General features: G+C 70.1%; 28 protein-coding genes, 1 tRNA gene and 1 pseudogene. 24 read left to right on the top strand and 6 right to left on the bottom strand.

Features of this window, described 5'->3' with window-relative positions; translation table 11 throughout:
* The first annotated feature begins 11 nt into the window (after positions 1-11).
* From VJT49_RS13055 to VJT49_RS13015, 9 genes are read left to right on the top strand one after another with little or no spacing between them, the layout of a single operon-like run.
* The gene (locus VJT49_RS13055; protein WP_324165041.1) at positions 12-1343 is read left to right on the top strand and encodes a hemolysin family protein; all 1332 of its coding nucleotides are present in this window, start codon (positions 12-14) and stop codon (positions 1341-1343) included.
* The gene (locus VJT49_RS13050; RefSeq protein WP_324165040.1) at positions 1336-1683 is read left to right on the top strand and encodes a cytidine deaminase; all 348 of its coding nucleotides are present in this window, start codon (positions 1336-1338) and stop codon (positions 1681-1683) included. Before VJT49_RS13055 ends, VJT49_RS13050 begins: the two co-directional genes overlap by 8 nt.
* Positions 1680-2573 carry a GTPase Era gene (era, locus tag VJT49_RS13045; protein ID WP_324165039.1) on the top strand — a complete coding sequence of 298 codons (894 nt, stop codon included), beginning with the start codon at positions 1680-1682 and terminating at the stop codon, positions 2571-2573. Before VJT49_RS13050 ends, era begins: the two co-directional genes overlap by 4 nt.
* Positions 2574-2592: 19 nt before the next feature.
* Positions 2593-2934 carry a DUF2752 domain-containing protein gene (locus tag VJT49_RS13040; RefSeq protein WP_324165038.1) on the top strand — a complete coding sequence of 114 codons (342 nt, stop codon included), beginning with the start codon at positions 2593-2595 and terminating at the stop codon, positions 2932-2934.
* 12 nt (positions 2935-2946) lie between these two features.
* Positions 2947-3741: a DNA repair protein RecO gene (recO, locus tag VJT49_RS13035; RefSeq protein ID WP_324165037.1), complete on the top strand. Its 795-nt coding sequence runs from the start codon at positions 2947-2949 to the stop codon at positions 3739-3741.
* Positions 3722-4546, top strand: coding sequence for an isoprenyl transferase (locus tag VJT49_RS13030; protein ID WP_414635931.1), 825 nt, complete (start codon positions 3722-3724; stop codon positions 4544-4546). Before recO ends, VJT49_RS13030 begins: the two co-directional genes overlap by 20 nt.
* 11 nt (positions 4547-4557) lie before the next feature.
* Positions 4558-4944: a YbjN domain-containing protein gene (locus VJT49_RS13025; RefSeq protein ID WP_324165051.1), complete on the top strand. Its 387-nt coding sequence runs from the start codon at positions 4558-4560 to the stop codon at positions 4942-4944.
* A gap of 20 nt (positions 4945-4964) precedes the next feature.
* Positions 4965-5972, top strand: a complete 1008-nt coding sequence (locus VJT49_RS13020) for a permease (protein ID WP_324165035.1) — start codon at positions 4965-4967, stop codon at positions 5970-5972.
* A complete protein-coding gene (locus VJT49_RS13015) occupies positions 5969-6682 on the top strand; it encodes a TIGR03943 family putative permease subunit (RefSeq protein WP_324165034.1) in 714 nt (237 codons plus the stop codon). The genes VJT49_RS13020 and VJT49_RS13015 overlap by 4 nt, the downstream gene beginning before the upstream one ends.
* Positions 6683-6899: 217 nt before the next feature.
* On the opposite strand, the gene VJT49_RS13010 is transcribed toward VJT49_RS13015, so the two are convergent.
* On the bottom strand, positions 6900-7382 hold the full coding sequence (locus tag VJT49_RS13010; protein ID WP_324165033.1) for a helix-turn-helix domain-containing protein: 483 nt from the start codon (positions 7380-7382) through the stop codon (positions 6900-6902).
* 78 nt (positions 7383-7460) lie between these two features.
* Between VJT49_RS13010 and VJT49_RS13005 the strand changes: the two genes are divergently transcribed.
* Positions 7461-8375: a 2-dehydropantoate 2-reductase gene (locus tag VJT49_RS13005; protein ID WP_324165032.1), complete on the top strand. Its 915-nt coding sequence runs from the start codon at positions 7461-7463 to the stop codon at positions 8373-8375.
* A gap of 68 nt (positions 8376-8443) precedes the next feature.
* Here VJT49_RS13005 and VJT49_RS13000 read toward each other — a convergent pair whose 3' ends face one another.
* Together VJT49_RS13000 and VJT49_RS12995 are read right to left on the bottom strand one after the other, a co-directional pair.
* Positions 8444-8881: a Fur family transcriptional regulator gene (locus tag VJT49_RS13000; protein ID WP_324165031.1), complete on the bottom strand. Its 438-nt coding sequence runs from the start codon at positions 8879-8881 to the stop codon at positions 8444-8446.
* Positions 8878-9246, bottom strand: a complete 369-nt coding sequence (locus VJT49_RS12995; RefSeq protein ID WP_324165030.1) for a metalloregulator ArsR/SmtB family transcription factor — start codon at positions 9244-9246, stop codon at positions 8878-8880. Before VJT49_RS12995 ends, VJT49_RS13000 begins: the two co-directional genes overlap by 4 nt.
* A 165-nt stretch (positions 9247-9411) precedes the next feature.
* Here VJT49_RS12995 and VJT49_RS12990 point away from each other — a divergent pair, with 165 nt between their 5' ends.
* The 10 genes from VJT49_RS12990 to VJT49_RS12945 all read left to right on the top strand — a co-directional run bounded on the left by VJT49_RS12990 (position 9412) and on the right by VJT49_RS12945 (position 20017).
* Positions 9412-10800 carry a glycine--tRNA ligase gene (locus VJT49_RS12990; RefSeq protein WP_324165029.1) on the top strand — a complete coding sequence of 463 codons (1389 nt, stop codon included), beginning with the start codon at positions 9412-9414 and terminating at the stop codon, positions 10798-10800.
* A gap of 76 nt (positions 10801-10876) precedes the next feature.
* The gene (locus VJT49_RS12985) at positions 10877-11797 is read left to right on the top strand and encodes an ABC transporter ATP-binding protein (protein ID WP_324165028.1); all 921 of its coding nucleotides are present in this window, start codon (positions 10877-10879) and stop codon (positions 11795-11797) included.
* A complete protein-coding gene (locus tag VJT49_RS12980; RefSeq protein WP_324165027.1) occupies positions 11794-12519 on the top strand; it encodes an ABC transporter permease in 726 nt (241 codons plus the stop codon). The genes VJT49_RS12985 and VJT49_RS12980 overlap by 4 nt, the downstream gene beginning before the upstream one ends.
* A gap of 12 nt (positions 12520-12531) precedes the next feature.
* A complete protein-coding gene (locus VJT49_RS12975; protein WP_414635930.1) occupies positions 12532-13686 on the top strand; it encodes a sensor histidine kinase in 1155 nt (384 codons plus the stop codon).
* Positions 13683-14288, top strand: coding sequence for a response regulator transcription factor (locus VJT49_RS12970; protein WP_324165026.1), 606 nt, complete (start codon positions 13683-13685; stop codon positions 14286-14288). The genes VJT49_RS12975 and VJT49_RS12970 overlap by 4 nt, the downstream gene beginning before the upstream one ends.
* A 43-nt stretch (positions 14289-14331) precedes the next feature.
* Positions 14332-14967, top strand: a complete 636-nt coding sequence (locus tag VJT49_RS12965) for a YdcF family protein (protein WP_324165025.1) — start codon at positions 14332-14334, stop codon at positions 14965-14967.
* A gap of 36 nt (positions 14968-15003) precedes the next feature.
* A complete protein-coding gene (locus tag VJT49_RS12960; protein ID WP_324165024.1) occupies positions 15004-16254 on the top strand; it encodes a deoxyguanosinetriphosphate triphosphohydrolase in 1251 nt (416 codons plus the stop codon).
* Between the two features lie 20 nt (positions 16255-16274).
* Positions 16275-17396, top strand: a complete 1122-nt coding sequence (locus tag VJT49_RS12955; protein ID WP_324165023.1) for a serpin family protein — start codon at positions 16275-16277, stop codon at positions 17394-17396.
* Between the two features lie 10 nt (positions 17397-17406).
* Entirely contained in the window at positions 17407-19188 is a 1782-nt protein-coding gene (locus VJT49_RS12950) for a glycosyl transferase (protein WP_324165022.1), read from the top strand.
* Positions 19189-19438: 250 nt separating this feature from the next.
* On the top strand, positions 19439-20017 hold the full coding sequence (locus VJT49_RS12945) for a carboxymuconolactone decarboxylase family protein (RefSeq protein WP_324165021.1): 579 nt from the start codon (positions 19439-19441) through the stop codon (positions 20015-20017).
* Here VJT49_RS12945 and VJT49_RS12940 read toward each other — a convergent pair.
* Complete coding sequence (locus VJT49_RS12940; RefSeq protein WP_324165020.1) at positions 19968-20921, bottom strand: sigma-70 family RNA polymerase sigma factor; 954 nt, start codon at positions 20919-20921, stop codon at positions 19968-19970. The genes VJT49_RS12945 and VJT49_RS12940 overlap by 50 nt on opposite strands.
* Positions 20922-20944: 23 nt before the next feature.
* Here VJT49_RS12940 and dnaG point away from each other — a divergent pair, with 23 nt between their 5' ends.
* Genes dnaG through VJT49_RS12925 form a run of 3 tightly spaced genes read left to right on the top strand, consistent with a single transcriptional unit; the run spans position 20945 to position 24135 of the window.
* On the top strand, positions 20945-22822 hold the full coding sequence (dnaG, locus tag VJT49_RS12935; protein WP_324165019.1) for a DNA primase: 1878 nt from the start codon (positions 20945-20947) through the stop codon (positions 22820-22822).
* A 4-nt stretch (positions 22823-22826) separates the two neighbouring features.
* Positions 22827-23339: a hypothetical protein gene (locus VJT49_RS12930; RefSeq protein WP_324165018.1), complete on the top strand. Its 513-nt coding sequence runs from the start codon at positions 22827-22829 to the stop codon at positions 23337-23339.
* Between the two features lie 31 nt (positions 23340-23370).
* Positions 23371-24135, top strand: coding sequence for a trans-aconitate 2-methyltransferase (locus VJT49_RS12925; RefSeq protein WP_324165049.1), 765 nt, complete (start codon positions 23371-23373; stop codon positions 24133-24135).
* Here VJT49_RS12925 and VJT49_RS12920 read toward each other — a convergent pair.
* Positions 24132-24362, bottom strand: coding sequence for a hypothetical protein (locus VJT49_RS12920; RefSeq protein WP_324165017.1), 231 nt, complete (start codon positions 24360-24362; stop codon positions 24132-24134). The two genes, VJT49_RS12925 and VJT49_RS12920, sit on opposite strands and share 4 nt — an antisense overlap.
* 128 nt (positions 24363-24490) lie before the next feature.
* Between VJT49_RS12920 and VJT49_RS12915 the strand changes: the two genes are divergently transcribed.
* Positions 24491-24563: transfer RNA gene (locus VJT49_RS12915), tRNA-Asn, on the top strand.
* 158 nt (positions 24564-24721) lie between these two features.
* Here VJT49_RS12915 and VJT49_RS35210 read toward each other — a convergent pair.
* Positions 24722-25513, bottom strand: a pseudogene (locus VJT49_RS35210) (site-specific integrase); the annotation flags it as partial.
* Positions 25514-25679 lie beyond the last annotated feature (166 nt).

The following is a 25679-nucleotide window of genomic DNA, read 5'->3' as shown; positions in this document are numbered from 1 at the left end:
ATTGATCTCTGATGGCGAGTTCCGGCGCACTCCTGGTGATCGCGGTCGCGCTGGTGCTGTTCGGCGGCATGTTCGCGGCCGCGGACGCCGCGGTGAGCACGGTGTCCCCGGCCCGGGTCGACGGCCTGGTCCGCAACCACCGGCCGGGCGCGCGCCAGCTGGCGGCCGTGGTCGCCGAACGGCGGCGGCACATCAACCTGCTGCTCCTGCTCAGGCTTGGCTGTGAGCTGACCGCGACCGTGCTGGTCACCATCGCGATGCTGAACTGGATCCGGCCGGGCTGGCTGGCCGTGGTGGTCACGGCGGTGGTGATGGTCCTGGTCTCCTACGTGCTGATCGGAGTCGGGCCGCGCACGATCGGCCGTCAGCACCCGTACCGCGTCGGCACGCTGGTGGCGGGGCCGGTGCGGGTGCTCGGCTCGGTGCTGGAGCCGTTGAGCCGGCTGCTCATCCTCATCGGTAACGCGATCACACCGGGTCAGGGCTTTCGCGAGGGCCCGTTCAGCTCGGAGATCGAGCTGCGCGAGCTGGTCGACCTGGCGCAGGAGCGCGGCGTGGTCGAGCCCGGCGAGCGGGAGATGATCCACTCGGTGTTCGAGCTCGGGGACACGGTCGCCCGCGAGGTGATGGTGCCGCGCACGGAGATCGTCTGGATCGAGCGCGGCAAGACTGTGCGGCAGGCGCTCGCGCTGTCGCTGCGCACGGGCTTCACGCGGATTCCGGTGATCGACGAGTCGGTGGACGACATCGTGGGCGTGGTCAACCTGAAGGACCTGGTCCGCGCCTCGATGGACGACGGCTCGGCTCGCACGGTCGAGGAGCTGATGAACCCGGCGAGCTTCGTGCCGGACTCCAAGCGGCTCGACGACCTGCTGCGGGAGATGCAGGTTTCGCACAACCACATGGCGATCGCGGTGGACGAGTACGGTGGCACCGCGGGATTGCTGACCATCGAGGACATCCTGGAGGAGATCGTCGGCGAGATCACCGACGAGTCCGACCTCGAGGAACGGCCACCGGTGGAGTTCCTGGACGATTCCTCCGTGCGGGTGTCGGCCCGGCTGGGGGTGGACGACCTCGGCGAACTGTTCGGAGTCGACTTCGACGGCCACGACGTGGAAACGGTCGGCGGCCTGCTCGCGCAGCGGCTGGGCAGGGTTCCGCTGCCCGGCGCCGAGGCCGAGGTCGCGGGCCTGCGGCTGTCCGCGGAGGGCGGCAAGGACCGGCGCGGCCGGATGCGCATCACGACGGTGGTGGTCCGCGCCGACGAAGTCGCGGCGGCCCGACGTAAGGTGCGTACCGGTAACGGTGACCATGACGAGCGGAGTGTCGAGGATGACTGAGGAACCGTCGGAGCTTGAGCCCGAGGACGAGAAGATCGTGATTCTCGCCCGGTCTTCGCGCGCCAGGACGCAGGCCGCGGAAGGCGCGGCGGTCCGTGACACCGACGGCCGGACCTACGCCGCGACCACCGTGGACCTGCCCTCGTTCCGGCTCACCGCGTTGCAGGCGGCGATCGCGGCGGCGGTGTCCAGCGGCGCCGAGGGGCTGGAGGCGGCCGCGGTGGTCACCGACGAGCCGATGGTGTCCGGGGCTTCGGTGCAGGCCGTGCGTGATCTCGCGGCGGACGCGCCGATCTTCCGCGCGGATTTGTCCGGTGCGGTGCGGGAGATCGTGCGGTGACCCACCGGTCCGGGTTCGCGTGTTTCGTCGGCAGGCCCAACGCCGGCAAGTCGACGCTGACCAACGCGCTGGTCGGCAGCAAGGTGGCGATCACCTCCAGCAAGCCGCAGACCACCAGGCACGCCATCCGCGGCATCGTCCACCGCGACGACGCGCAACTGGTCATTGTGGACACTCCCGGGCTGCACCGCCCGCGCACGCTGCTCGGCCAGCGGCTCAACGATGTCGTGCGCGCCACCTGGTCCGAAGTGGACGTTGTCGGGTTCTGCGTGCCGGCCGACGAGAAGGTCGGGCCGGGGGACAGGTTCATCGCCGCCGAGCTGACCAAGATCGCCCGGCGCACCCCGGTGATCGGCGTCGTCACCAAGACCGATCTGGTGAAGCCGGAACGGGTGGCCGGGCAACTGCTTGCCCTGCAACAGGTGATGGACTTCGCCGAGCTGATCCCGGTGTCCGCTGTGGACGGTTTCCAGGTCAAGGAGCTGGCGGACGTGCTGGTGGCGCGGCTGCCCGAAGGCCCGCAGCTCTACCCGGACGGCGATCTCACCGACGAGCCGGAGCAGACGCTGGTCGCCGAGCTGATCCGGGAGGCCGCGCTCGAGGGCGTTCGCGACGAGCTGCCGCACTCGATCGCGGTGACCGTCGAGGAAATGCTCCCGCGCGAAGGCCGGGAAGGCCTCGTCGACGTGCACGCCCTGCTGTATGTGGAGCGCCCCAGCCAGAAGGGGATCATCCTGGGGCACAAGGGAGAGCGGCTTCGCACGGTGGGTTCGCAGGCACGGCGGCACATCGAGGCGTTGCTGGGCACGAAGGTCTACCTCGACCTGCACGTCAAGGTGGCCAAGGACTGGCAGCGCGACCCGAAACAGTTGCGGCGCCTGGGGTTCTGATTCGAGGGAGCGGCAGGAAGTGCCTCCGTTGCGGGCGGTGGTGGGAGACGGGCAGGTGATCCTCTGCCCGATCCGGGCCCTGTTCGGCCTCGACTGCCCGCTCTGCGGCGGGCTCCGGATGGCGGGCAGCCTGCTGCGCGGGGACCTTCCGGCCGCGCTGCACTACAACGCGGTCGCGTTCGCCTTCCTGCTCCTGTGTGGTTGGAGTGTGGCGATGTGGGCCATCGGCCGCCGTCGCGGCAAGCAGGTGCGCAGCTGGCAGCACTGGCGGCGGACACCAGCGGCGGCGGGCGTGGTCTTCGTGGCGTGGTTCGTGGTGCGCAACCTGCCCTTCCCGCCGTTCAGCGCGCTGCATGTCTGAGAAGATGGATCGGTGAGCCTCTATCGCGACACCGGGGTGGTGCTGCGGGTGCACAAGCTCGGTGAGGCCGACCGGATCATCACCCTGCTCACCCGGCGGCACGGCAAGGTGCGGGCGGTGGCCAAGGGGGTCCGCCGCACCACGTCGCGGTTCGGCGCGCGTCTCGAGCCGTTCGGCCATGTGGACGTGCAGTTCTACACCGGTCGCACACTCGACGTGATCACCCAGGTGGAGACGGTGGACGCCTTCGCCCTGCCGCTGGTCGGCGACTACCAGCGCTATACCGCGGCCAGCGCGGTCGCGGAGACCGCCGACCGGCTCACCGCCGAGGAGGGTGAACCGGCGCTGCGCCTGTACCTGCTGGTCACCGGCGCGCTGCGGGCGCTCGCCGAGGGGCACCGGGACGCCTCGCTGGTGCTCGACGCGTTCCTGCTGCGGGCGATGGCCTTCGCCGGGTGGGCCCCGGCCATCACCGAATGTGCCCGCTGCGGGCTGCCCGGTCCGCACAACGCGTTCAGCGTGCAGGCGGGGGGTTCGCTGTGCGGGAACTGCCGGATGCCCGGCGCGGTGCATCCCGCGCCCGAGGTGCTGGTCCTGCTGGAGGCCCTGCTGCACGGCGACTGGGACATCGCGGAGGCGTCCGTGCCCGGCTCCCGCCGGGACGCCAGCGGCCTGGTCGCCGCGCATCTGCAATGGCATCTCGAGCGGCAGTTGCGGTCCCTGCCGCTGGTGGAACGGCGGCAAGTAACCTCGCCCAGAGACAACGGCGAAGACAGGGAGGAAACCGGTGCGGCGCAGGGCACGTGAGGTGAATATGTCACCGATGCCGGTGCGTTCCCCGGACCCGCATCCGTCCGGCGCGAAGCCCCCGGAGATCCCGGCCGAGCTGGTGCCCAACCACGTGGCGCTGGTGATGGACGGCAACGGGCGGTGGGCCAACCAGCGTGGGCTGACCAGGATCGAGGGGCACAAGCGCGGCGAGGCCGTGATGATCGACGTCGCCAGCGGTGCGGTCGAGCTCGGCGTCCGCTGGCTCTCGGTGTATGCCTTTTCCACCGAGAACTGGAAGCGCAGCCCCGAAGAGGTGCGGTTCCTGATGGGCTTCAACCGCGACACCATCCGCCGTCAGGTCGACTACCTGGGTTCGATCGGGGTGCGGATCCGGTGGGCGGGGCGGGCGCCGCGGCTGTGGCGCAGCGTGATCAAGGAGCTGCAGTCGGCCGAGGAGAAGACCAAGCACAACACGCTGCTGAACATGACCATGTGCGTCAACTACGGCGGGCGCGCGGAGATATCGGACGCGGTGCGGCGAATCGCGCAGCTCGCCGCCGAGGGCAAGATCAACCCGGACAAGGTGGACGAGCGCATGCTCGCCAAGTACCTGTACCAGCCGGAGATGCCGGACGTGGACCTGTTCCTGCGGCCGTCGGGGGAGCTGCGCACCTCGAACTTCCTGCTCTGGCAGTCGGCCTACGCCGAGTTCGTCTTCCAGGACACGCTGTTCCCGGACTTCGACCGCCGGCAGCTGTGGGCGGCCTGCCTGGAGTTCGCCAAGCGGGACCGGCGATTCGGTGCGGCCGTGGACGCCGCCTCGGTGAAGGGCGCTTCGTGACCACTACGGAAATGCTGGGGCGGGCGCGGGACGCGCTCGAGCGCTACCTCGACGTGCGGGCCGACCCCGACGGCGCGCTGACCTTCTCGCACGCGGGAGTCCCCTGCGTGATCCAGTCGAGCGAGCTGGCCGAGGGCCTCACCGTGTTGAGCCTGACCTGCGTCGTCGCCTGGGACCTGCCGGACCGGCCGGAGGTGGCCTCGTCCGCGGCGGAGCGGGCGGGTCAGGGGCTGTTCGGCACCCTCGGCGTGATCCACACCGAGCGCGGGCTGGACATGACCCTGCGCTACGCGTTCCCCGCGCAGGGTCTGGATTCCTCGGCGCTCGGCACCCTGCTGATGCTGGTCGTCTCCACCGCTTCGCAGCTGCGGACCGAACTGCTCGGCGTAGTGTCGTAGGTCTTTGGCACTATCGTCGCGTGCAGACGGCGACGGAAGCGCCCAAGCGGCGCAGGGTGAGGATCACCTCGCTCGAAGTGCTGTGCCTGGTGCTGGTGCTCGCGATCTTGGCGCAGTCGCGCCTGGTGAGCGTGTTCGACGTGCCCGCGCTGCGCACCGGGTCGACCGTTTTCGTGGCGATCTGTGTGCAGGCGCTGCCGTTTCTCGTGCTCGGCGTGCTGATCAGCGGGGCGATCGCCGCGTTCGTCCCGGCCCGCGTGCTGCGGAAGGTGATGCCGCGCGGGCAGGCCGCGGCGGTCGGGATCGCGGGGCTGGCGGGCGTGGCCCTGCCGGGCTGTGAATGCGCGTCGGTGCCGGTCGCGCGCCGCCTGATGGGACAGGGGGTGGCGCCGGCGGCGGCGCTGACCTTCCTGCTCGCGGCACCCGCCGTGAACCCGGTCGTGCTGGTCGCCACCGCCGTCGCGTTTCCCGGGAAACCGGAGATGGTGCTGGCCCGGTTCCTCGGCTCGTTCGCCACGGCCGTGGTGATGGGCCTGCTGTGGGCGCGGTGGGGCAAGCTCGAGTGGATCGTCGAGCGCGCGCTGCGGCGGCTGCCGGGGGAAACGGACGGCAGTGGACGGTGGGCTGGGCGGTGGCGGACCTTCGCCGAAACCGCCCGCACGGATCTCGTGGAGTCCGGTGGGTTCCTCGTGCTGGGCGCGCTCATCGCGGCCACCCTGAACGTGCTGGTGCCGGGGCGGTGGTTCGATCTGCTGGCCGGCCACCTCGTGCTGGGCGTGCTGGTGATGGCCGTGCTGGCGGTCGTGCTCGCGCTGTGCAGTGAGGCGGACGCGTTCGTCGCCGCGTCGCTGACCGCGCTGCCGTTGCTGCCGAAACTGGTCTTCCTGGTGGTCGGCCCGGCGATCGACGTGAAGCTGTTCGCGCTGCACGCGGGCACCTTCGGCCGGTCCTTCGCGGTGCGCTTCGCGCCGGTCACCTTCGTGGTCGCGGCGATCTGCGCGGTGGTCGCGGGGACGGTGATCCTGTGAGGCGCGAGACGCAGAACATCCTGCTCGTGCTGCTGGGCGGCGCGCTGCTCAAGATCGGCATCAACGGCGACTATTTGCGCTACGTCAAGCCGTCCCAGCAGCCGTGGTTGCTCGCCGGCGGCGCGGTCATCCTGGCGCTCGGCCTGTTCGCGATCGTCCGGGACCTGGTGACGGCGCGCGCTCGCCGGGTGGCCGGGGACGAGCACGGGCACCACCATCCGGCCCGCTCGGCGTGGCTGCTGATGCTGCCGGTGCTCGCCGTGTTCCTCGTCGCCCCACCCGCGCTGGGCTCGGACTCGGTGATCCGCACCGACACCCGCGCCCCGGCCACCCAGGCCTCGGCGAGCTTTCCGCCGCTGCCGCCCGGGAACGTGGTCCCGCTGACGATGACCGACTTCGTGAGCCGGGCTGGATGGGACGGCACCGGCTCACTCAACGGCCGCACGGTGGAGTTGACCGGGTTCGTCACGCACAACGGGAACTCGGTGCTGCTCGCCCGCATGGTGATCACCTGCTGCGCGGCCGACGCCTTCCCGGTGACCGTGCGGTTGACCGGCTTGCGGGCGGCCGCCTATCCCAATGACACCTGGCTCGAGGTGACCGGCCAGGTCGTGCCCGGCACCGCCACCCGGGCGACCAACTACACGGCCGACTTCACGCTCGCTTCGGCCCACCCCGTTCCCGCGCCGAAGGATCCCTACGAGAGTTGAGCGCGGGAAGCACCATCAAGTGCACCGGCTGCTTCTCCTGGTCGCGGCGGATCCTGAACTCTCGCAGGTTTTGGCGCCGACCGAAACCGAGGCGGCTGATGACGGTGAGGTTCCGGAAGGCCTGCTCGCTTTGATCGGGTCGTTCGACTCGGGTCGTCCCGATGCCGCGGAACGGCAGGGCACGACCATCCTCGGCGAGGGGCCCGCTCGTCCGAGCTCAGTCGTCGCCTCCCAGCCGCCGGCGCTTCACCGGATGGGCTGTTGGCGTTGCCACGTAACGGAAATCGTCGGGGTTGATGATCCGGCCGGTGTGCCGGTCCACCAGCACCGGGTCGGCCTCGGCACCGGTGGCCGTGTCGAGCAGGCGGACGACGCCCTTCTCGTGGGTGACGTGGCGGCGGCCCCAGGCGGCGAGAGCTTCGATCACGGGCTGGAGATCGCGGCCGCGGGCGGTGAGGCGGTACTCGTCGCGGGGAGGGCGGTTCTGGTAGCGGTGGCGGCCGAGCAAGCCCGCGTCGCACAACTCGTTGAGGCGGCGGGTCAGGGAGTTGGGCGAGATGCCCAGGCTTCGCTGGAATTCGTCGAACCTGGTCAGGCCGTGCAGGGCGTCGCGGACGATGAGTAGGCTCCACCACTCGCCGACCTCGTCCAGGGTGCGGGCGACGGCGCAGTCCATGTTCTCGAAGCTCTTGTGCCGCATGTGGTCTCCCCACGGACTTCCCTCGTGAAGGCCAGACTAGTAGCGTTACTTCCATAATGGAACTTACTGGGAGGGATCATGGCGGCGATCGGTGTGCTCGGGCCCGGCGGAGTCGGCGGCCTGCTGGCTGCCCGGTTCGGGGCCGCGGGGCATGACGTGACCGTGGTGGCCACCGAACGTACGGCGGCGGAGATCACCGCCCGGGGCCTGACCTTCCACGGCCCGGCCGGCGCGCCGGCCGTGAGCCATCCCCTCGCGCGGCCCTGGCTGACCGGGCCGCTGGACGTGCTGTTCGTGGCGGTCAAGGCGACCGAGTTGCTGTCCGCACTGACACGGGTGCCCGCGGCAGTGCTCGGGGCCGCGACCGTCGTGCCGTTCCTCAACGGGGTGGACCATCTGCCGTTGCTGCGCGCGGCCTACCCGTCGGCCCAAGTGGTGGCCGCCAGCATCGCGGTCGAGGCCACCCGGCACCGGCCGGGCGTGGTCGAGCAGTTGTCGACCATGGCCGACGTGGTGATCGCGGACGGGACCCCGGAGGGCGCCCGGGTGGCCGAACTGGCGCGGGCGGCGGGACTCGACGTCACCACCCATCCGGACGAGAACACGGTGCTGTGGCGCAAGCTCGCCTTCCTCGCTCCGGTCGCGCTGCTCACGACCGGGGCCGGCGCACCGATCGGAGAGGCCCGCACCCGCCACGAGTCCTGGTTACGGCCGTTGGTGGACGAGGCCACCGCGGCGGCGGGAACCCATGGGGTCTCGGTGGACGCGGACGCGGTGAGTGCACGCCTGCGGGCGTTGCCGGGCAGCATGCGATCCTCGATGCTCAGGGACCTCCGGTCCGGGCGCACCCTGGAACTCGACGCGATCGCCGGCCCGGTCATCCGCGCGCTCGGCATCGCGAAGGCGGCCACCACCGTCGAGGTCGTGCGCGAGATTCTGGCCGCCGGCGCACATGGACACGTTTCGGCTGGTCAGCTGACTGCGCCGAGATGATCTCCTGGGTATCACCGCAGGTCAGCGGCTCATGTGCGGAATACCCGGCCAGTCAGCCGCGGGCGGGTTCACACGGAGGCAGGACGATCGCCCTTCGTGCAGCTTTCGCAGGTGCCCACGATCTCGACGGTGTGCGAGATGTCCGAGAAACCGTGACTGGCGGCCATTTTCTCGGCCCAGCGCTCCACGGCCAGGCCCTCCACCTCGACCGTGCGGCCGCAGTGCCGGCAGACCAGGTGGTGATGGTGATGCTTCGAGCAGCGGCGGTAGATCGCCTCGCCGCTGCCGGTGCGCAGCACGTCGATCTCACCGGCTTCCGACAGCGACTGCAGCGTGCGGTAGACGGTGGTGAGGCCGATCTCGTCGCCGCGCTTGCGCAGCTCGTCGTACAGCTCCTGGGCCGAGCGGAAGTCGTCGATCTCCGCCAGCAGGTCGACCACGGCCGCGCGCTGCTTGGTCGCGCGCCGGCCGGGTACGCGCGCCCGATCCCGCGCCGGACTCGTCATGCGCTCTCCTTCACGTGTTCGACCGCGTCCACCACGATGTGCGCCAAGTGATCATCCACCAGGCGGTAGACCACCTCGCGGCCCCGGCGCTCGCCCCGCACCACCCCCGCCGCCTTCAGCACCCGCAGGTGCTGGCTGATCAGCGGCTGCGCGACGGCCAGGGCGTCCACGAGCTCGTGTACGCAGCGGTCGGCGTCCTGGAGCTGCAGGACGATCGCGATGCGAACCGGCGCGGCGAGTGCCCGCAGCAGCTCCCCGGCCTCGGTCAGCGTGGCGACGGCCTGCCTCGGAGTGTGTGGCCGGAGTGCGGCATGCTCGTGCTCGGCCGCTCCGGGGAGGGCCGCGTCCTGGCTCGCCGTGGACATCTCGATCTCCAGCCTCTGTCGTCGGGAACACCCCCATAGTAGTGTTTTCCCGGCAATGGCTGTCGTTGTCGTTATCGTCTGGGCGACCACTTGTCAATCCCGTACCCGCGGCCGGATACGCTGACTCAACCGAACAACCGTCCCGCATCTGATGGAGAGCGTGGAGTGCCCGCCAACACGATTGAGACCGTCGTCAGCCTGTGCAAGCGTCGTGGCTTCGTCTTCCCGTCCGGGGAGATCTACGGCGGCACCCGGTCTGCGTGGGATTACGGGCCGCTCGGGGTCGAGCTCAAGGAAAACATCAAGCGCCAGTGGTGGAAGACCATGGTGCAGAGCCGGGACGACGTCGTCGGCCTCGACTCGTCGGTGATCCTGCCCCGCCCGGTGTGGGTCGCCTCGGGCCATGTCGAGGCGTTCGTCGACCCGCTGATCGAGTGCCTGTCGTGCCACCGGCGGTACCGCGCCGACCAGCTCGCGGAGGAATACTCGGCGCGCACCGGCAAGGAGGCCGACGAGGGGCACCTGACCGAGGTCCCCTGCCCGAACTGTGGCACCCGCGGCCAGTACACCGAGCCTCGCGAGTTCAACGGGCTGCTCAAGACCTTCCTCGGCCCGGTCGAGAGCGAGGAGGGCCTGCACTACCTGCGGCCGGAGACCGCGCAGGGCATCTTCGTCAACTTCCTGAACGTGCTCACCACGTCGCGGAAGAAGCCGCCGTTCGGCATCGGCCAGGTCGGCAAGTCGTTCCGCAACGAGATCACCCCCGGCAACTTCATCTTCCGGACCCGGGAGTTCGAGCAGATGGAGATGGAGTTCTTCGTCGAGCCCGGCGAGGACGAGCGCTGGCACCAGTACTGGATCGACCTGCGCACCGACTGGTACACCGATCTCGGCATCAAGCGGGAGAACCTGCGGCACTACGAGCACCCCAAGGAAAAGCTCTCGCACTACTCCAAGCGCACGGTGGACATCGAGTACCGCTTCGGGTTCTCGTCCGGCCAGGAGTGGGGCGAGCTGGAGGGCGTCGCCAACCGCACCGACTTCGACCTCACCACGCACTCGAACCATTCCGGGGTCGACCTGTCCTACTTCGACCAGACCACGGGTGAGCGGTACCGGCCGTTCGTCATCGAGCCCGCGGCCGGGGTGGGCCGCCCGATGATGGCGTTCCTGCTCGACTCCTACGCCGAGGACGAGGCGCCCAACGCCAAGGGCGGTGTGGACAAGCGCGTCGTGCTGCGGCTGGACTACCGGCTCGCGCCGGTCAAGGCCGCCGTGCTGCCGCTGTCGCGCAACGCCGACCTCACCCCGAAGGCGAAGGACCTGGCGGCGGCGCTGCGGAAGAACTGGAACGTGGAGTTCGACGACGCGGGCGCCATCGGCCGCCGCTACCGGCGCCAGGACGAGATCGGCACCCCGTTCTGCGTGACCGTGGACTTCGACACCCTGGAGGACAACGCCGTCACGGTGCGTGAGCGCGACTCGATGGCCCAGGAACGCGTCGCGATCGACAAGGTCGAGAGCTACCTGGCCACTCGCCTGCTGGGCTGCTGACCCCATGACACTTGTCAGGGGCGAGGGGTGACGGCCGGCCTGGGAACCGGAGCCCGCGGGGCGGCAGCCTTGCGGCATGAACGGAATCGAGGCACGCGCACCTGAGGCCGCGGTGAACCTGGCCGGGCTGCGCAAGCACTACGGGGAAGTGCGGGCCGTGGACGGCGTCGATCTGACGATCGCTCCCGGCGAGGTGGTCGCCCTGCTCGGCCCGAACGGGGCGGGCAAATCGACCACGGTGGACATGCTCCTGGGGCTCACCCGGCCGGACGCCGGTGCGGTGACCGTGTTCGGGAGGAAGCCGTCGGACGCCGTCGCGCACGGCGCCATCGGCGCCATGTTGCAGGGTGGCGCGCTTTTGGACGACGCCACGGTCGGCGAGATGGCCGGCTTGGTCGCCTCGCTGCACCGCAAGCCGTTGCCGGTGGCCGAGGCGCTGCGCCGCGCGGGCATCGGGGACCTGGCGGACCGGCGTGGCAACAAGCTCTCCGGCGGTCAGAAACAGCGCGTGCGGTTCGCCGTCGCGCTGGTCAGCGACCCGGACCTGCTGGTGCTCGACGAACCCACGTCCGCGATGGACGTGGGCAGCCGCCGCGAGTTCTGGCGGTCCATGCAGGCCTACACCGACACCGGCCGCACGGTGCTGTTCGCGACCCACTACCTCGAGGAGGCCGAGGAGTACGCCGATCGCGTGGTGCTCATGCGCGCGGGGAGGATCGTCGCCGACGGGTCGGTCGCCCAGGTCCGGGCGCTGGCCGGCGGGCGGACGCTCCGGGCCGTCGTGCCCGGCGTCACCGAGCCCGCGGTGGCGGGCCTGCCCTGCGTCACCGAGTACCAGGTCCGCGGCACCCGGATCGCCGTCTCCAGCAGAGACTCCGACAAGACCCTGAGGGCGCTGCTGGACGCCTTTCCCACCGCCCACGACATCGAGATCGCCGCGATCGGTCTCGAAGGCGCCTTCCTTTCCCTCACGGCCGACGAGGAGCCCGTGCGATGAGCGTCACCTACCTCGCCCTGGAAATCCGCCGCGTGCTCCGCTCGCCGCGGTTCATGATCTTCACGGTCGCCTTCCCGGTCCTGCTGTACCTGCTCTACGTGGGATTGTGGGGCAAGGACCCGGCCACCAAGGCCGTGCTGATGGTCAACCTGACCTCGTTCGGCGCGATGGCCGCGGGCCTGTTCACCGGGACCAGGGTCGCCATCGAGCGCCAGGCCGGATGGCAGCGCCAGTTGCGGCTCACCCCGCTGTCCGGCGGTGGGTACCTCGCGGGCAAGGCCGCGACCGGGATGACGCTGGCGCTGGCTCCGGTGATCCTCGTCCCATTGGTCGGCAAGGTCGTCGAGGGGGTCGGCCTGGACTCGGCGGGCTGGCTGCGGGTGACCCTCGGGGTGTGGCTCGCGGCGCTGCCGTTCGCGCTGATCGGGCTGCTCATCGGGCAGATCGGCACCGCCGACTCGACCCAGCCGATCACTCAGCTGGTGATGCTGCCGATGGCGCTGATCGGCGGGATCTTCATCCCGATCGACAGCATGCCGCAATGGCTGCTCAACATCGCCCACGTGCTGCCCAGCTACTGGCTGACGCAGGTCGGCCGGGGCGGCGTGACCACCGACCTGTCCACCAGCCTCGGTCGGGACGCGCTGGTACTGGCGGCCTGGACGGTCGTCCTCTCGGTCGCGGTGATCCGCCGCTACCGTAAGGACTCCGCGCGAGTGTGATGGAGAAGTGGCGTGGCAGCAGGTGAGACAGCAGGTGACCCGAGGCCCTGGGACCGGTGGTGGAGTCATACCGATCCCGGGGCGCCGGGGGGTCCGGACGGGCGCCGCTGGCCGGTGTTCGGTGCCATGTTCCTGCTGCCCCTCGTGGTCCCGGCGGTGCGCGCCGCGCTGTCCGGGGGCACTCAGGCGTTGTTCGGGCTGGCCGGGGTTCTCGTGTACGGCGCGTGTTACCTGGTCTTTCCCTATGTGCTGATGGCGAAGAGGCCGATGCGGGTCAAGGTGGCCTTCGCCGTCGTCATGCTGGCGCTCGGCTGGCTGCTGGTGGCCGACGGAGCCAGTGTCTTCACGCTTCTCTTCGCGCTCGCCGTGGTGGCGTTCGGGTTGCCGCCGGGGTGGGTCCTGGTGCTCGACGGCACTTCGATCCTCGCCGCCTTCGCGATGCTGGTTTTCGGCGTGCGTCTCCACGGCGACATCGGGGACGTCGGCACGCTGACCGGGATCGTCGTCGCGATGTTCTCCGCGGCCCGGCTGATCTCCACGGTGCGGCATCTGCGGGCGGCCCAGGAGGAGATCGCGATCCTGGCGGTCAGCGGCGAGCGGCAGCGGCTGGCGCGGGATCTGCACGACATTCTCGGCCACAGCCTCACCACCATCACGGTCAAGGCCGGGCTGGCCAGGCGCGTCCTGGAGAGCGCGAAGGACATCGACCGCGCCATCACCGAGATCCGCGAAGTGGAGGAGCTGTCGAGGAGCGCGTTGTCGGACGTGCGCGCGACGGTGTCGGAGTACCGGGAGGTGTCGTTGTCCGCGGAACTGGTGGGGGCGCGGGCGGCGCTGCGGGCCGCGGAGATCGACGCAGATCTGCCGCACGCGGTGGACAACGTGCGGACGGAGCTGCAGAAGACCTTCGGTTATGTCCTGCGCGAGGCGGTGACGAACGTGATCCGGCATTCGGGGGCCAAACTGGTGCGGGTCCGGCTCGGCCGGAACTGGATGGAGATCTCCGACGACGGCCACGGCGCGGCGGCGGGCCCGGGCAACGGACTGCGGGGGCTGCGGGAACGGCTCGCGGAGGTGGGCGGCACGCTGCAAGCCGAGTCCCGGCCCGGCGGCGGGTTTCTGGTGCGCGCCGAGGTGGCGACGCGAGTGGAGGCGGTGGCGAAGTGATCCGCGTGTTGCTGGCCGACGACCAGGCCATGGTGCGGGGCGCGCTGGCGACCGTGCTCGGTCTCGAGCCGGACATCGAGGTGGTGAGCCAGGTCGGCTCCGGTGACGAGGTGGTGCCGGCCGCCAAGGAACACGGCCCGGACGTGGCGCTGCTGGACGTGCAGATGCCGGGTAAGGACGGGCTGACGGCCGCGGCCGAACTGCGCGCCGCGCTGCCCACGTGCCGGATCATCATCTGCACGACGTTCGGCAGGCCGGGCTACCTCGCCCGCGCGATGGCCGCCGGGGCGGTGGGGTTCGTGGTCAAGGACGCCCCGCCGGAGCAGCTCGTGGAGGCCGTCCGCAGGGTCCACAACGGACTCCGCGTGGTCGATCCCGCGCTGGCCGCCGAATCGCTGGCCAGCGGCGCGAGCCCGCTCACCGGCCGCGAGCGCGAAGTGCTGGCGGCGGCCAGCGACGGTGGCACGGTCTCCGACGTCGCGAAGCGGCTGCACCTGTCGGAGGGGACCGTGCGTAACCACCTCTCGGCCGCGATCGGCAAGACCGGCGCCCGCACCCGCGCCGAGGCGATCCGGCTCGCGGAAGAAAACGGCTGGTTGTAGGCCTTACCCGAACTTTTTCGGCCGGATGGGATCATAGGCCGCGATGGTGAAACGAGGGGTCAGCTGGGTGCGCCGTGGGCTGTTGGGCACGGTACTGATCGTGGTGCTGGTGATCGGTGGTACCGCGTTGCGGGTGTGGCAGGTCGCGCGCGTCGACGACCGCGCGCACGCCGACGTGATCGTGGTACTCGGCGCCGCGCAGTACAACGGCGAGCCGTCGCCGATCTTCGAGGCCAGGCTCAGGAAGGCCAAGCAGCTCTACCAGGCCGGGGTGGCGAAGACGATCGTCACCACCGGCGGCAGCCGCACCGGAGACCGCTACACCGAGGCCTCGGCCGGTGCGGGGTGGCTCGTCCGGGCGGGGGTGCCGCAGACGAGCACCCTGGCGGTCGGCGAGGGCAGCGACACGCTCGGCAGCCTGCGGGCGGTGGCCGGCGAGGTGCTGGCCCGCGGCTGGCACACGGCCGTGCTGGTCAGCGATCCCTGGCATTCCCTGCGCGCCCGGACGATGGCGGACGACGTGGGCCTGGACGCCTGGACCTCGCCCACGCACAGCGGTCCGGTCGTCCAGACCCGGCAGACCCAGTTCATGTACATCTACCGCGAGACCGGCGCATTGCTGTTCTACCTGCTCACCAAGACGCCCGCGGACGACGTCGGCGGCACAGGTCTCGGCTGAGCCGGACTGTCGGTGGTGCGGCCTAGGGTGTCGGGCGTGAGCGCGTACACCGAGCATGACCTGCGGCGGCGGCTGGCCGAAGCGCCGAAGGGGGCCGCCCTGCCCGGGTCGCGGGCCGACGGCCGGAGCGCCTTCGTCCGCGACAGGGCGCGCGTGCTGCACTCCGCCGCGCTGCGGAGGCTGGCGGGTAAGACGCAGGTCATCGGCCCCGGTGAGGGCACCGAGGTCAGCGGCGTGCCGCGCACCCGGCTCACGCACTCCCTGGAGGTCGCCCAGATCGGCCGCGGAATCGCCGAAGAGCTGGGCGCGGACCCGGATCTCGTGGACACCGCCGGCCTCGCGCACGACATCGGGCATCCCCCGTTCGGGCACAACGGCGAGCAGGCGCTCAACGAGGCCGCGCAGGCCGGTGGCGGTTTCGAGGCGAACGCGCAGACTCTCCGGATCCTCACCCGGCTCGAGCCGAAGGTCGCCGAAGGCGGCCTGAATCTGACCAGGGCATGCCTGGACGCCGCGACGAAGTACCCGTGGCCGCGCCAAGCCGGCTGCGTGAAGTTCGGCGTCTACGCCGACGACGCCACGGTGTTCGACTGGATGCGGGAGGGCGCCCCGGACGGCCGTACCTGCCTGGAAGCCCAGATCATGGACTGGGCCGACGACGTGGCGTATTCGGTGCACGACGTCGAGGACGGGGTGCTCGCCGGCCGGATCGGCCTGCGCGTGCTCGCCGACGCCGAGGAACGCGCGGCGGTCGCCCAGCTGGCGGCCAAGCACTTCTCGAACCAGTCGACGTCCGCGCTCGAGGCCGCCGCGGCGGAGTTGCTGGAATTGCCCGTGGTGGCCGAGCTGGCGAACTACGACTCCTCGCTGCGCGCGCAGATCGGGCTCAAGCGGTTGACCAGCGAGTTGGTCGGCCGGTTCGCCGCGGCCGCGGTGACGGGGACCCGCGACGCCTACGGCGAGGCCCCGCTGTCCCGGTACGCCGCGACCCTGGCGGTGCCCGAGCAGGTCGCCGCGGAGGTGGCGCTGCTCAAGGCGCTCGCGCTGCGGTACGTGATGAGCGATCCACGGCGGCTGGCCGTGCAGGACGGTCAGCGGCAGATGCTGGCCGAACTGGTCGAACTGCTCGCCCGTCGCGCGCCGGACTCGCTCGACGCCGTGTTCCACCCGGCGTGGCGGCAGGCGGCCGACGACGCCGCCCGCCTGCGTGTGGTGATCGACCAGGTCGCCTCGCTCACCGACGCGCAGGCGCACGCCTGGCACGCCTGGCACACCGGCCGGCACTGAACTCCGGTAGCGTCAGAGCGGTGACCAAGCCCAAGCTGCGTGGTCCGGAACGCGACCACCTCAGGTTCTGCTTCGCGTTGCACCGGGTCCTCGCCCGGGTCGGGTCGGACTCGTGTTTCTCGCCGTATTCGGTGGCCAGCGCCCTGGGCCTGACCGCGCAGGCCGCGCACGGGGAGACCGCGGAGGAACTCCTCGGCCTGCTGACCGGCGGTGACCCGGATATCGCCAAACAGGCCGAGCTGCTGCGGGCCGCCGCCATCCTGACGGAACAGCGCGGCCGGGAGACGCCGGTGCTGGAGGTGGCCAACACGCTGTGGGCCGGCGAGGAGCTGCCGCTCGTCGAGGACTTCGTCGGGGAGCTGGCGGCGTGGCCGCGTGGCGGGGTGAAACACGCGTCGTTCCGCACCGATCCCGAGCGTGCCCGCCGGTCGATCAACGCCGACGTCGCGAAGACGACCCGTGACCTCATTCCCCAGCTGCTGGCGCCCGGCTCCGTGGACAGGGACATTGTCGCGAGCATCGTCAACGCGCTCTACCTGAAGACCGCCTGGCTCCATCGCTTCTCCGAGGCTCAGGACGCCGACTTCCACAGCCCGTCGGGGACCCGCCGGGTGCCGACCATGCGCCAGTCCGAGCGGCTGGGCTACGCCGCCGAAGACGGCTGGCAGCTGGTCGAGCTGCCCGCCGTCGGCGAGGTGGCGGCGACCATCCTGCTGCCGGACGGTGACCTGGCCGAGCAAGAGTCCACTATGGACGAACAGTTGCTTGCGAAACTGCTGGCGCGCAAGGCGTCCAAGCAGGTCCGGCTGGCTATGCCGAGAGTCGAGCTGGACGCCCGCGCCGGCCTGAAGGACGCGCTGCGGGCCTTGGGCGTGCGGACCATGTTCGACCGGGCCAAAGCCGACTTCACCCCGCTCACCCCGTTCCGGCCGGTCTGGGTCGACGACGTCGTGCACCAGGCGGTGCTGCGGCTCGACGAGCAGGGCCTGGAGGGGGCGGCGGCCACCGCGGTCACGTTCCGTACCCTGTCCATGATCACGGCTCCGCCCGTCGAGGTCGTGGTCGACCGGCCTTTCCTGCTCCTGGTGAGGCACGCCGGGACGGGTGTGGTCTACTTTTTCGCCCGCGTTGTCGAACCCTGAGGTAACAAGAGTGACCGCCTTGCTCGAGGCGCCCGAGACGGTGCAGCAGCCCGAACCGCGGCGACGGCGATTCAACCGCGGCGACACCATCGTGGTGCTGTGCTACCTGGTCACCGCGCTGGTGATCTACGTGGGGCTGTGGACGCACCTGGGCGGCGGCTACCTCCACAACAGCGCACAGGACCAGAACATGTGGGAGTGGTTCTTCGGCGTCACCGCCCACGCCGTCTGGAACTGGCAGAACCCGCTGGTCTCGACGCTGCAGAACTACCCGGCCGGCGTCAACATGATGGCCAACACCGCGATGTTCGGCCTTTCCATCCCGCTGTCGCCGCTGACCATGCTGTTCGGGCCGACGGTGACCTGGGCGGTCGCGCTGACCGGCGGGCTGGCCGGCACCGCGGCGGCCTGGTACTGGGTGTTCTCCCGCCACCTCGTCACGTCCCGGCTCGCGGCGGCGGTCGGCGGCGCGTTCTGCGGGTTCGCCCCGCCGATGATCTCGCACGGCAACGCCCACCCGAACTTCGCCGGGCTGTTCCTCATCCCGTTCATCGTGCTGCGGCTGATCCGGCTGGCGCAGGGGCGGCGGCCGGTGCGCGACGGGATCATCCTCGGCCTGCTGATGGCCTACCAGGTGTTCCTCGGCGAGGAGCCGCTGCTCATCTCGATGATCGCGTTCGCCGTGTTCGCGATCGCCTACGTCGCGTCCCGGCCCCGCCAGGCACTGTCGATGCTGCGGCCGATGGCGATCGGGGTGTCGATCGCGGCCGTGCTCACCCTGGCCATCACGATCTACCCGCTGTGGATCCAGTTCTTCGGCCCGCAGAGCTACAAGACCCTCGAACACGGCCAGGTCGGCAACGACACCGCGGCCTTCACCCGGTTCGCCACCGGGTCCGTGGCGGGCCAGCCGGGTCCGGCGGCGGACGTGTCGCTGAACCCGACCGAGGAGAACGCGTTCTTCGGCTGGCCCCTGATCGTGTTCATGGTGGTGCTGTCGATCTGGCTGTGGCGGACCGTGCTGGCGCGCGCCATCGCGATCTCGATGTTCGTGATGGCCTGGCTGTCCCTCGGTCAGCAACTCGTGGTCAACCACCACGAAACGGGCATCCCGGGGCCGTGGAAACTGCTGGCGAACCTGCCGCTGTTCAACTCGCTGCTGGAGTCACGCCTGGCGATGGGCGCCATCCCGGCGGTCGGCGCGCTGCTGGCGATCGCCACCGACCAGGTGTTCCAGGCGGCGCCGTCGTTCCGTGACCACCGGCTGCCGCTGCGCTGGCTGTGGCTCGGCGTGCTCGTCGGGGTCCTGCTGCCCATCGCGCCGACCCCGCTGGACACGGTCACCCGGCCGTCGACCCCGGTGTTCTTCACCGATGGTGCTTGGAAGCAGTACGTCAGCTCGGGTTCGATGGTCATCGTGCCGCTGCCCAACACCGGCGACGCACAGGCGCTGCACTGGCAGGCGCAAGCCGGCTTCGGCTTCCCGATCGCCGACGGTTATTTCGTGGGCCCGAGCGGACCCAACGACCGGCACGGCCGGTACGGCGCTCCCGCGACGGAGACCACCTCGCTGCTGGCCGACGTGCGCGACCACGGGGACGTGCCGGACATCACCGACGCGCAGCGTGCGCAGGCCATCACCGACCTGCGGAACTGGCATGCCGACGTGGTCGTCCTCGCGCCGGCGACGAACCAGCGGGAGCTGCTGACCACGGTGGAGCTGCTGTTGCGCAAACCGGGCCAGTACGTGGACGGCGTCTGGGTCTGGGACGTCCGCCCCATGACATCCTGACCGCTACTTTTCGGACTGCTGGTCGATGATCGTGTTCAGCAACGTGGCTGCTGCCCGACCGCCGTGGCATCGAGCCTGCCGCGTATCTCAGTGAATCCGTTGTCCACGTGTTGCCGGAGATCGGCCAGGTCTTCGCGCACCGCGTTGAAACTGGATGTCGTGGCAACGGAGGCGCTTCGCGGCGCTGTCACAATTGCTGGCACCGCCTCGTCCTCTTGGTGAAGGTGTCCACCGGTACTGGGAGGAAACGATGTCCCGCATCCCCATGGTGTCCACAAAGGATGCAAGCCTGGCCACGAAGTTCGTCTACCACGCGGGCCGTAAACGCTACGGCGCCGTGCCGGAACCCTTCGCCGTCGCCGCGCACCACCCGGCCCTGATGCGGGCGAATCTCGTGCACGAACTGATGGTCGAGAAGGCGTCCAAGGTGCTTCCGGTGAACGTGCGCGAGCTCGCCGTGTACCGGGTCGCGCAGCGGCTCGGTTGCTCATGGTGCGTCGACTTCGGCGCGATGCTGCAGAAGCACGAGGGCCTCGACATCGAGCGTCTCGGGAACATCGACGACTACGCCACCTCGCCGCATTTCAGCGAGCAGGAGCGGATGGCACTGGCCTACGCCGACGCGATGACCGGGACACCGGTGAGCGTCACCGACGAGCAGGTCGCCGAACTCGAGCGCGAGTTCGGGCGCGCGGGCGTCATCGAGTTGACCTACCAGGTCGCGCTGGAGAACGGCCGCGCCCGCCTGAACAGCGCGCTCGGCATCACCGACCAGGGCTTCACCTCGGGTGAGGCCTGCCGGGTCCCGAATCCGTCGGGACGCGAGTGAGCTTGTCCGGGTTGGCCACGTCGAAGATGGCTTCGATGCGGCCGTCGCGGATGGCGAACGAGCCCAGGTGCGCGTCGAGCGTGTGGTAACCGTCGGCGCCGGGCAGCCGCGGGACGTAGAACCCGAGGTCGCCGTTGACCAGCACGGGACCGCCCCGCTCGAACGCGCCCGGCGGGTACATCCGCAGCAGGCCGGCCAGGAACCGGATGATCTTGTCGGCGCCCGCCATGATCTGCCGCGAGGTCCTGGCCTTGCCGTCGCTGTCGCCGATCAGCACCACCTCCGGGTGCAGCACCTCGGCGACCGCCCGCACGTCCCCGGCCAGCACGGCGGCCATGAACCGGTCGAGCACTTCCTGCTGTTCGGCCAGGCTGGCCCGCGGGGGCGGCTTCGCGTCGTCGAGCGCGCGCCGCCCACGCGAGGCGTGCTGCCGCGCGTTCGCGGGCGAGACGCCGAGAATCTCCGCGATCTCGTCGAACGGCACGGAAAACGCGTCGTGCAGCACGAACGCGACGCGCTGCTCGGGAGTGAGCTTGTCGAGTACCACCATGGCCGCCATCCGGGTGCCCTCGTCGCGGATCGCCACTTCCAGCGGATCCTCTCCGGTGGAGCCCAGCGGCGTGACGATCGGCTCCGGGAGCCATTGGCCGACGTAGCGTTCGCGTCGGGCCGCGGCCGAGCGCAGGCGGTCGAGGCAGATCCGGCCCACCACCGTGGTCAGCCAGCCGGCCATATCGCGGATCCCGGTGCGCTCCTGTTCGGTCAACCTCGCCAGCCGCAGCCACGACTCCTGCACCGCGTCCTCGGCGTCGGCCACGCTCCCGGTCAGGCGGTAGGCCACCGCGGTCAGCTGCGGGCGGAGGCTGGTGAACTCCTCCGCGAGCGGGTGGGCACTGTCGCTCACCCAGAAGACAATAGACTGGCGTGGTGGCAGGTCGTATCCGGGAAAGTGACATCGCGGAGGTACGCCAGCGCAACCGGATCGACGAGGTCGTGGGCGACTACGTGGCCCTGCGCAACGCCGGCGGGGGAGCGCTGAAGGGGTTGTGCCCGTTTCACGACGAGAAGACCCCGTCGTTCAACGTGCGCCCGACCCACGGCACGTTCCACTGCTTCGGCTGCGGTGAGGGCGGCGACGTCATCAAGTTCCTGATGAAGATCGACCACCTGGGTTTCGTGGAGGCCGTCGAGCGGCTCGCCGACCGGGTCGGTTTCCGGCTCACCTACGAAGGTGGCGGCGGCAGTGTCCAGCGTGACCGCGGCACCCGGACCCGGATGGTCGAGGCGCACAAGGCCGCCGCCGAGTTCTATGCCCAGCAGCTAAGCACTCCCGAGGCCGAGGCCGCGCGGAACTTCCTGGCCGAACGCGGTTTCGACGAGCAGGTCTGCCACACCTTCGGCTGCGGGTTCGCCCCAGCCGGCTGGGACAAGCTGACGAAGTACCTGCTCAACGGGGGTTTCGAGCTGACCGAACTGCTCAAGGCCCAGCTCGTCAAGCAGGGGCAGCGAGGGCCCATCGACCGGTTCCACCGGCGGCTGGTGTGGCCGATCAAGGACCTCTCCGGCGACGTGGTGGGGTTCGGCGCGCGGAGGCTGTTCGACGACGACCAGATCCAGGCGAAGTACCTCAACACCAGCGAGAGCCCGATCTACAAGAAGTCTCAGGTGCTCTTCGGGCTCGACCTGGCGAAGCGGGAGATCGCGCGGCGGCACCAGGTGGTGGTCGTCGAGGGGTACACCGACGTGATGGCCATGCACGTTTCGGGCGTGCCCACGGCGGTGGCGTCCTCGGGCACGGCCTTCGGCGAAGACCACATGAAGGTGCTGCGCCGCCTGCTGATGGACGACGACGCGTTTCGCGGCGAGGTGATCTTCACCTTCGATGGTGACGAGGCGGGCCAGAAGGCGGCGCTCAAGGCGTTCGAGGGCGAGCAGACCTTCGCCGGGCAGACCTACATCGCCGTGGCGCCGGACGGGATGGACCCGTGCGATCTGCGGCTGGCGAAGGGCGAGGCCGCGGTGCGGGACCTGGTCGCGCGCCGGATCCCGCTGTTCGAGTTCGCGATTCGCAGCATCCTCAAGCAGTACGACCTGGATTCGGTCGACGGCCAGGTCGCGGCGTTGCAGCGAACCGTGCCGCTGGTGGCGGAGATCAAGGACCGCGCCAAGCGCGACGGGTACGCCACCAAGCTGTCGTGGTGGGTGGGGTGGCAGGACGAGGCGATGGTGGTGCGCCGGGTCCGGGAGTCGGCGGGCACGGCCGTTCCGGTGCGGGCGAAGCGTGCGCCGCAGCAGGCGAACGGACCGGACATCGCCCGGCCGTCCCCGAAGGACCCCAGGCTGATGGCACAGCGCGAAGTGCTCAAGGCCGCGCTGCAGGAGCCGGCCTTGACCGGGCTGGAATACGACGCCCTGCCGGAGGAAGCCTTCACCGATCCCGCTTACGTGGCCGTACATCGCGCCATCCTCAAGGCCGGCGGGGTCAGCTCGGGGCTGTCCGGGCCGGCGCTGATCGACGCCGCGAGCCCACACGCTCCACAAGGGACGGTGCGGATGCTGCTGTCGGAGCTGGCCGTGGAACCCTTGCGTGCCAAGGGAGAGGCCGACGTCCGCTACATCGGCAGCATGCTCGCCGCGGTGCAGGAGAACCTGGTCGGCAGGCAGATCGCGGAGATCAAGTCGAAGCTGCAGCGGCTTTCGCCGGTCGAAGGGCCCGAGGAGTACAAGGCACTGTTCGGCGATCTGGTGGCGCTGGAGGAATACCGGAAGGCGCTGCGGGAGCAGGCGATCGGCGGGATGGACTGAGCGGATGGGATGGCTGCGCCAACTTTTCGGCGACCCGCTGCCCGACGGGTTCCCGGGCTCGCTCGAGCCCGGGGAGAACGCGCTGGCCGCGGCGGAGGTGGCCGGTGGGGGGCACGTCGTGGTCACCGAGCTGGGCCTGTGGCTGCCCGGGGGACGGCGCGTCGGCTGGCACCTGATCAGCAAGGTGACCTGGGCCGACGGCACGCTCACCGTGGTCGAGGCCGAGGAGCTGGGAGCGGTGGGGAACGCGGTGCTGATCACTGACGGCGCCCCGGTGCGGCTCGGGCTGCCGCGGCCCGGCAAGGTGCCGTGGATGGTGCGGCGGCGGGTGGACGGCTCGATCCGGGCCAGGCACCGTCAGGAGTTGTCCGGGGGAGGGGTGTGGTTCGTGCAGCGCAAGATTCCCGGGCAGGACGGCGTGGTGCTGCAGGCGCGGGCGGATCCGGGGGTCGATCGCGAGGTGGCGGCCGCGATCGCCCGGGAAGCCGCGGAGAAGCTGGCGCACCCCGAACCCTAGCAGTACGATCGTACTGTTTATGGGAGGCGTTATGTGGGACCCGGGCAAGTACCTCGACTACGCCGATCTGCGCGCTCGGCCCTTTCATGACCTGGTTTCGCGGATCGACGCACCGGCCCCGCGGCGCGTGGCCGACCTGGGCTGCGGCCCCGGCAACCTCACGGTGAGCCTGGTCGAACGCTGGCCAGGCGCGACCATCGAGGCGAGCGACAACTCGGCCGAAATGGTCGAAGCCGCCCGGTCGGCCGGGGTCGACGCGCAACTGTTGGACGTGCACGACTGGGTTCCCGCCGCGGACACCGATGTGGTGGTCACCAACGCCGTGCTGCAGTGGGTGCCCGATCACCGGGAGTTGCTGCGGCGCTGGGCCGGGGAGTTGGCTTCGGGCGCCTGGCTCGCGATGCAGGTCCCCGGCAACCTGGCCGCGCCCTCCCACACGATCCCCCGCCAACTCGCCGCGACGGCGAAGTGGGCCGCCGAACTCGACGGCGCCACGCTGCGGGGCGAGGACGCCGTGGACGACGCACAGGGCTACGCCGACCTGCTGGCCGGCGCCGGATGCGTGGTGGACGCCTGGGAGACCACCTACATCCAGCGCCTGACCGGCCCGAACGCCGTTCTCGAATGGATCACCGGAACCGCCCTGCGACCGATCAGGGCCGCGCTGCCCGAAGACTCCTGGCAACGTTTCCGCGCCGAACTCGCCCCGTTGCTCGACCAGGCCTACCCGCCGCGCCCGGACGGCACCACCTGGCTCCCGTTCCGGCGCGTCTTCGCCGTGGCCCGCGTTCACTAACCCGTCGAGGCCGGCTCGCTCGCCCGGTGACCGTCGGAGCCGTGAAAGAACGGCACCCGCCCGCCGACCTTCTCCCCGACCTTCGCGCGCACCACCCCGGCCGCGCCCTGCACGGCAGGATGATCGGCGATCCTGCGATACGTGCGCACCATCTGCTCGTACCGCGCCCGGCCGGCCTTGGCCCCGAGCACGTACCCGACGGCCGCCCCCAGCAGAAAAATCTTCATCCCATGCCTCCTGACCGTGTTTTCCCCGGTTACTCATTGTCCCCCGCCCGTGGGGGTGCCTGCAGAGGACGATCGGGGATGCGCTAGAGTTCCTATCCGTTGGCCGGAGCGATCCGGGCAGCCAGCCTTCCCCTGTAGCTCAATTGGCAGAGCATTCGGCTGTTAACCGAAGGGTTGTTGGTTCGAGTCCAACCGGGGGAGCAGCACCCCAGGTCAGCGGCCTGGGGCTTATCTTTTTGCACGGCGTTTCGGCGCCTGGGGTGCATAAATGGTGCAGATTTGGCGGGTTCTGCGGTGACCATGTTTTCCAGGGCGTCGGCGGCCTGCTCGTTGGCGACGCGGCGGGCGATGTAGTGCTTCTCGGCGACGGCTCGGGTGTTGCCGAGCTGGTCGGCGACGGCGCCGGTGGGCAGGTTGGCTTCGTCCAGAACGGTCGCCACCGTCTTGCGGAACACGTGGCTGGTGACCCAGTTGTAACCGCACTCGTCGAAAGCTTCACCGATCCGGTTGATGACGTTGCTGGGATCCAGCCAGCCACCCGAGGCGGAGGGGAAGAGTGGGCTGCCGCCCATGGCGGCGTCCGTGCGGCGACTCAGCATCGGGACCGACCACTTCGGCACTCGCAGGAGTAGGCCGCGCTGGTTGCCCTTGCGCAGGGCGCGGCGCTGCAGTCCGTGACCGGGGACACGGATGATGCGCCAGTCGATCGCAAGGGTTCGGGCTTCAGCGTCGAACGCGGCGTCGTCCAAGGCCAGGAGCTCGCCCAGTCGTACGCCGGTGGCCAGCATCGTCCGGACGAGATCGGGCATGTCCAGCCAGATGCGAGCTCGGGGCCCGAGGCTACGTCCGACGGAGTCGACCCCGCGTTTCCTGGCGAGCTCTTCCAGCTTGGCCAGGAGGTCGGCGCGCTGGTCGGCGGTGAGCGCGACCACTTCCTTCTGGGTCGCCCCCACCAACCTGCTCACGGACCGGATGGGATTGGCGTGCATGGCTCCGTGCCGCACTGCGTAGCCGCAGACTCCAGAGAGAACGCTGCGGACCGCCTTGGCTGTGGCGTAGCTCTTCTTGTCGTGCGCACGCTTGACGACGCGGTCGCAGGTGCCCACCCTGACTTCGTTAGCCCGCAACTGACCCATCGCCGGCAGAATCCAGTTGTCGAGATAGCCCCGGTAGAGCCCACGGCAAAGGCAAGATCACAATAAGTGATACTGGTTACGCTACGTAGCGATGATGGGGAGTGCTCGGCGTGGCTCCCGGCCGATCCATTCGGTGGTTCGTTTGATGGCGTTGGTGCCGTCGAGGCGGATGAGTCCTGCC

This window comes from Amycolatopsis sp. (assembly GCF_035276945.1).
Lineage (GTDB): Bacteria > Actinomycetota > Actinomycetes > Mycobacteriales > Pseudonocardiaceae > Amycolatopsis_E.
This window is presented reverse-complemented; position numbering and strand designations above follow the sequence as displayed.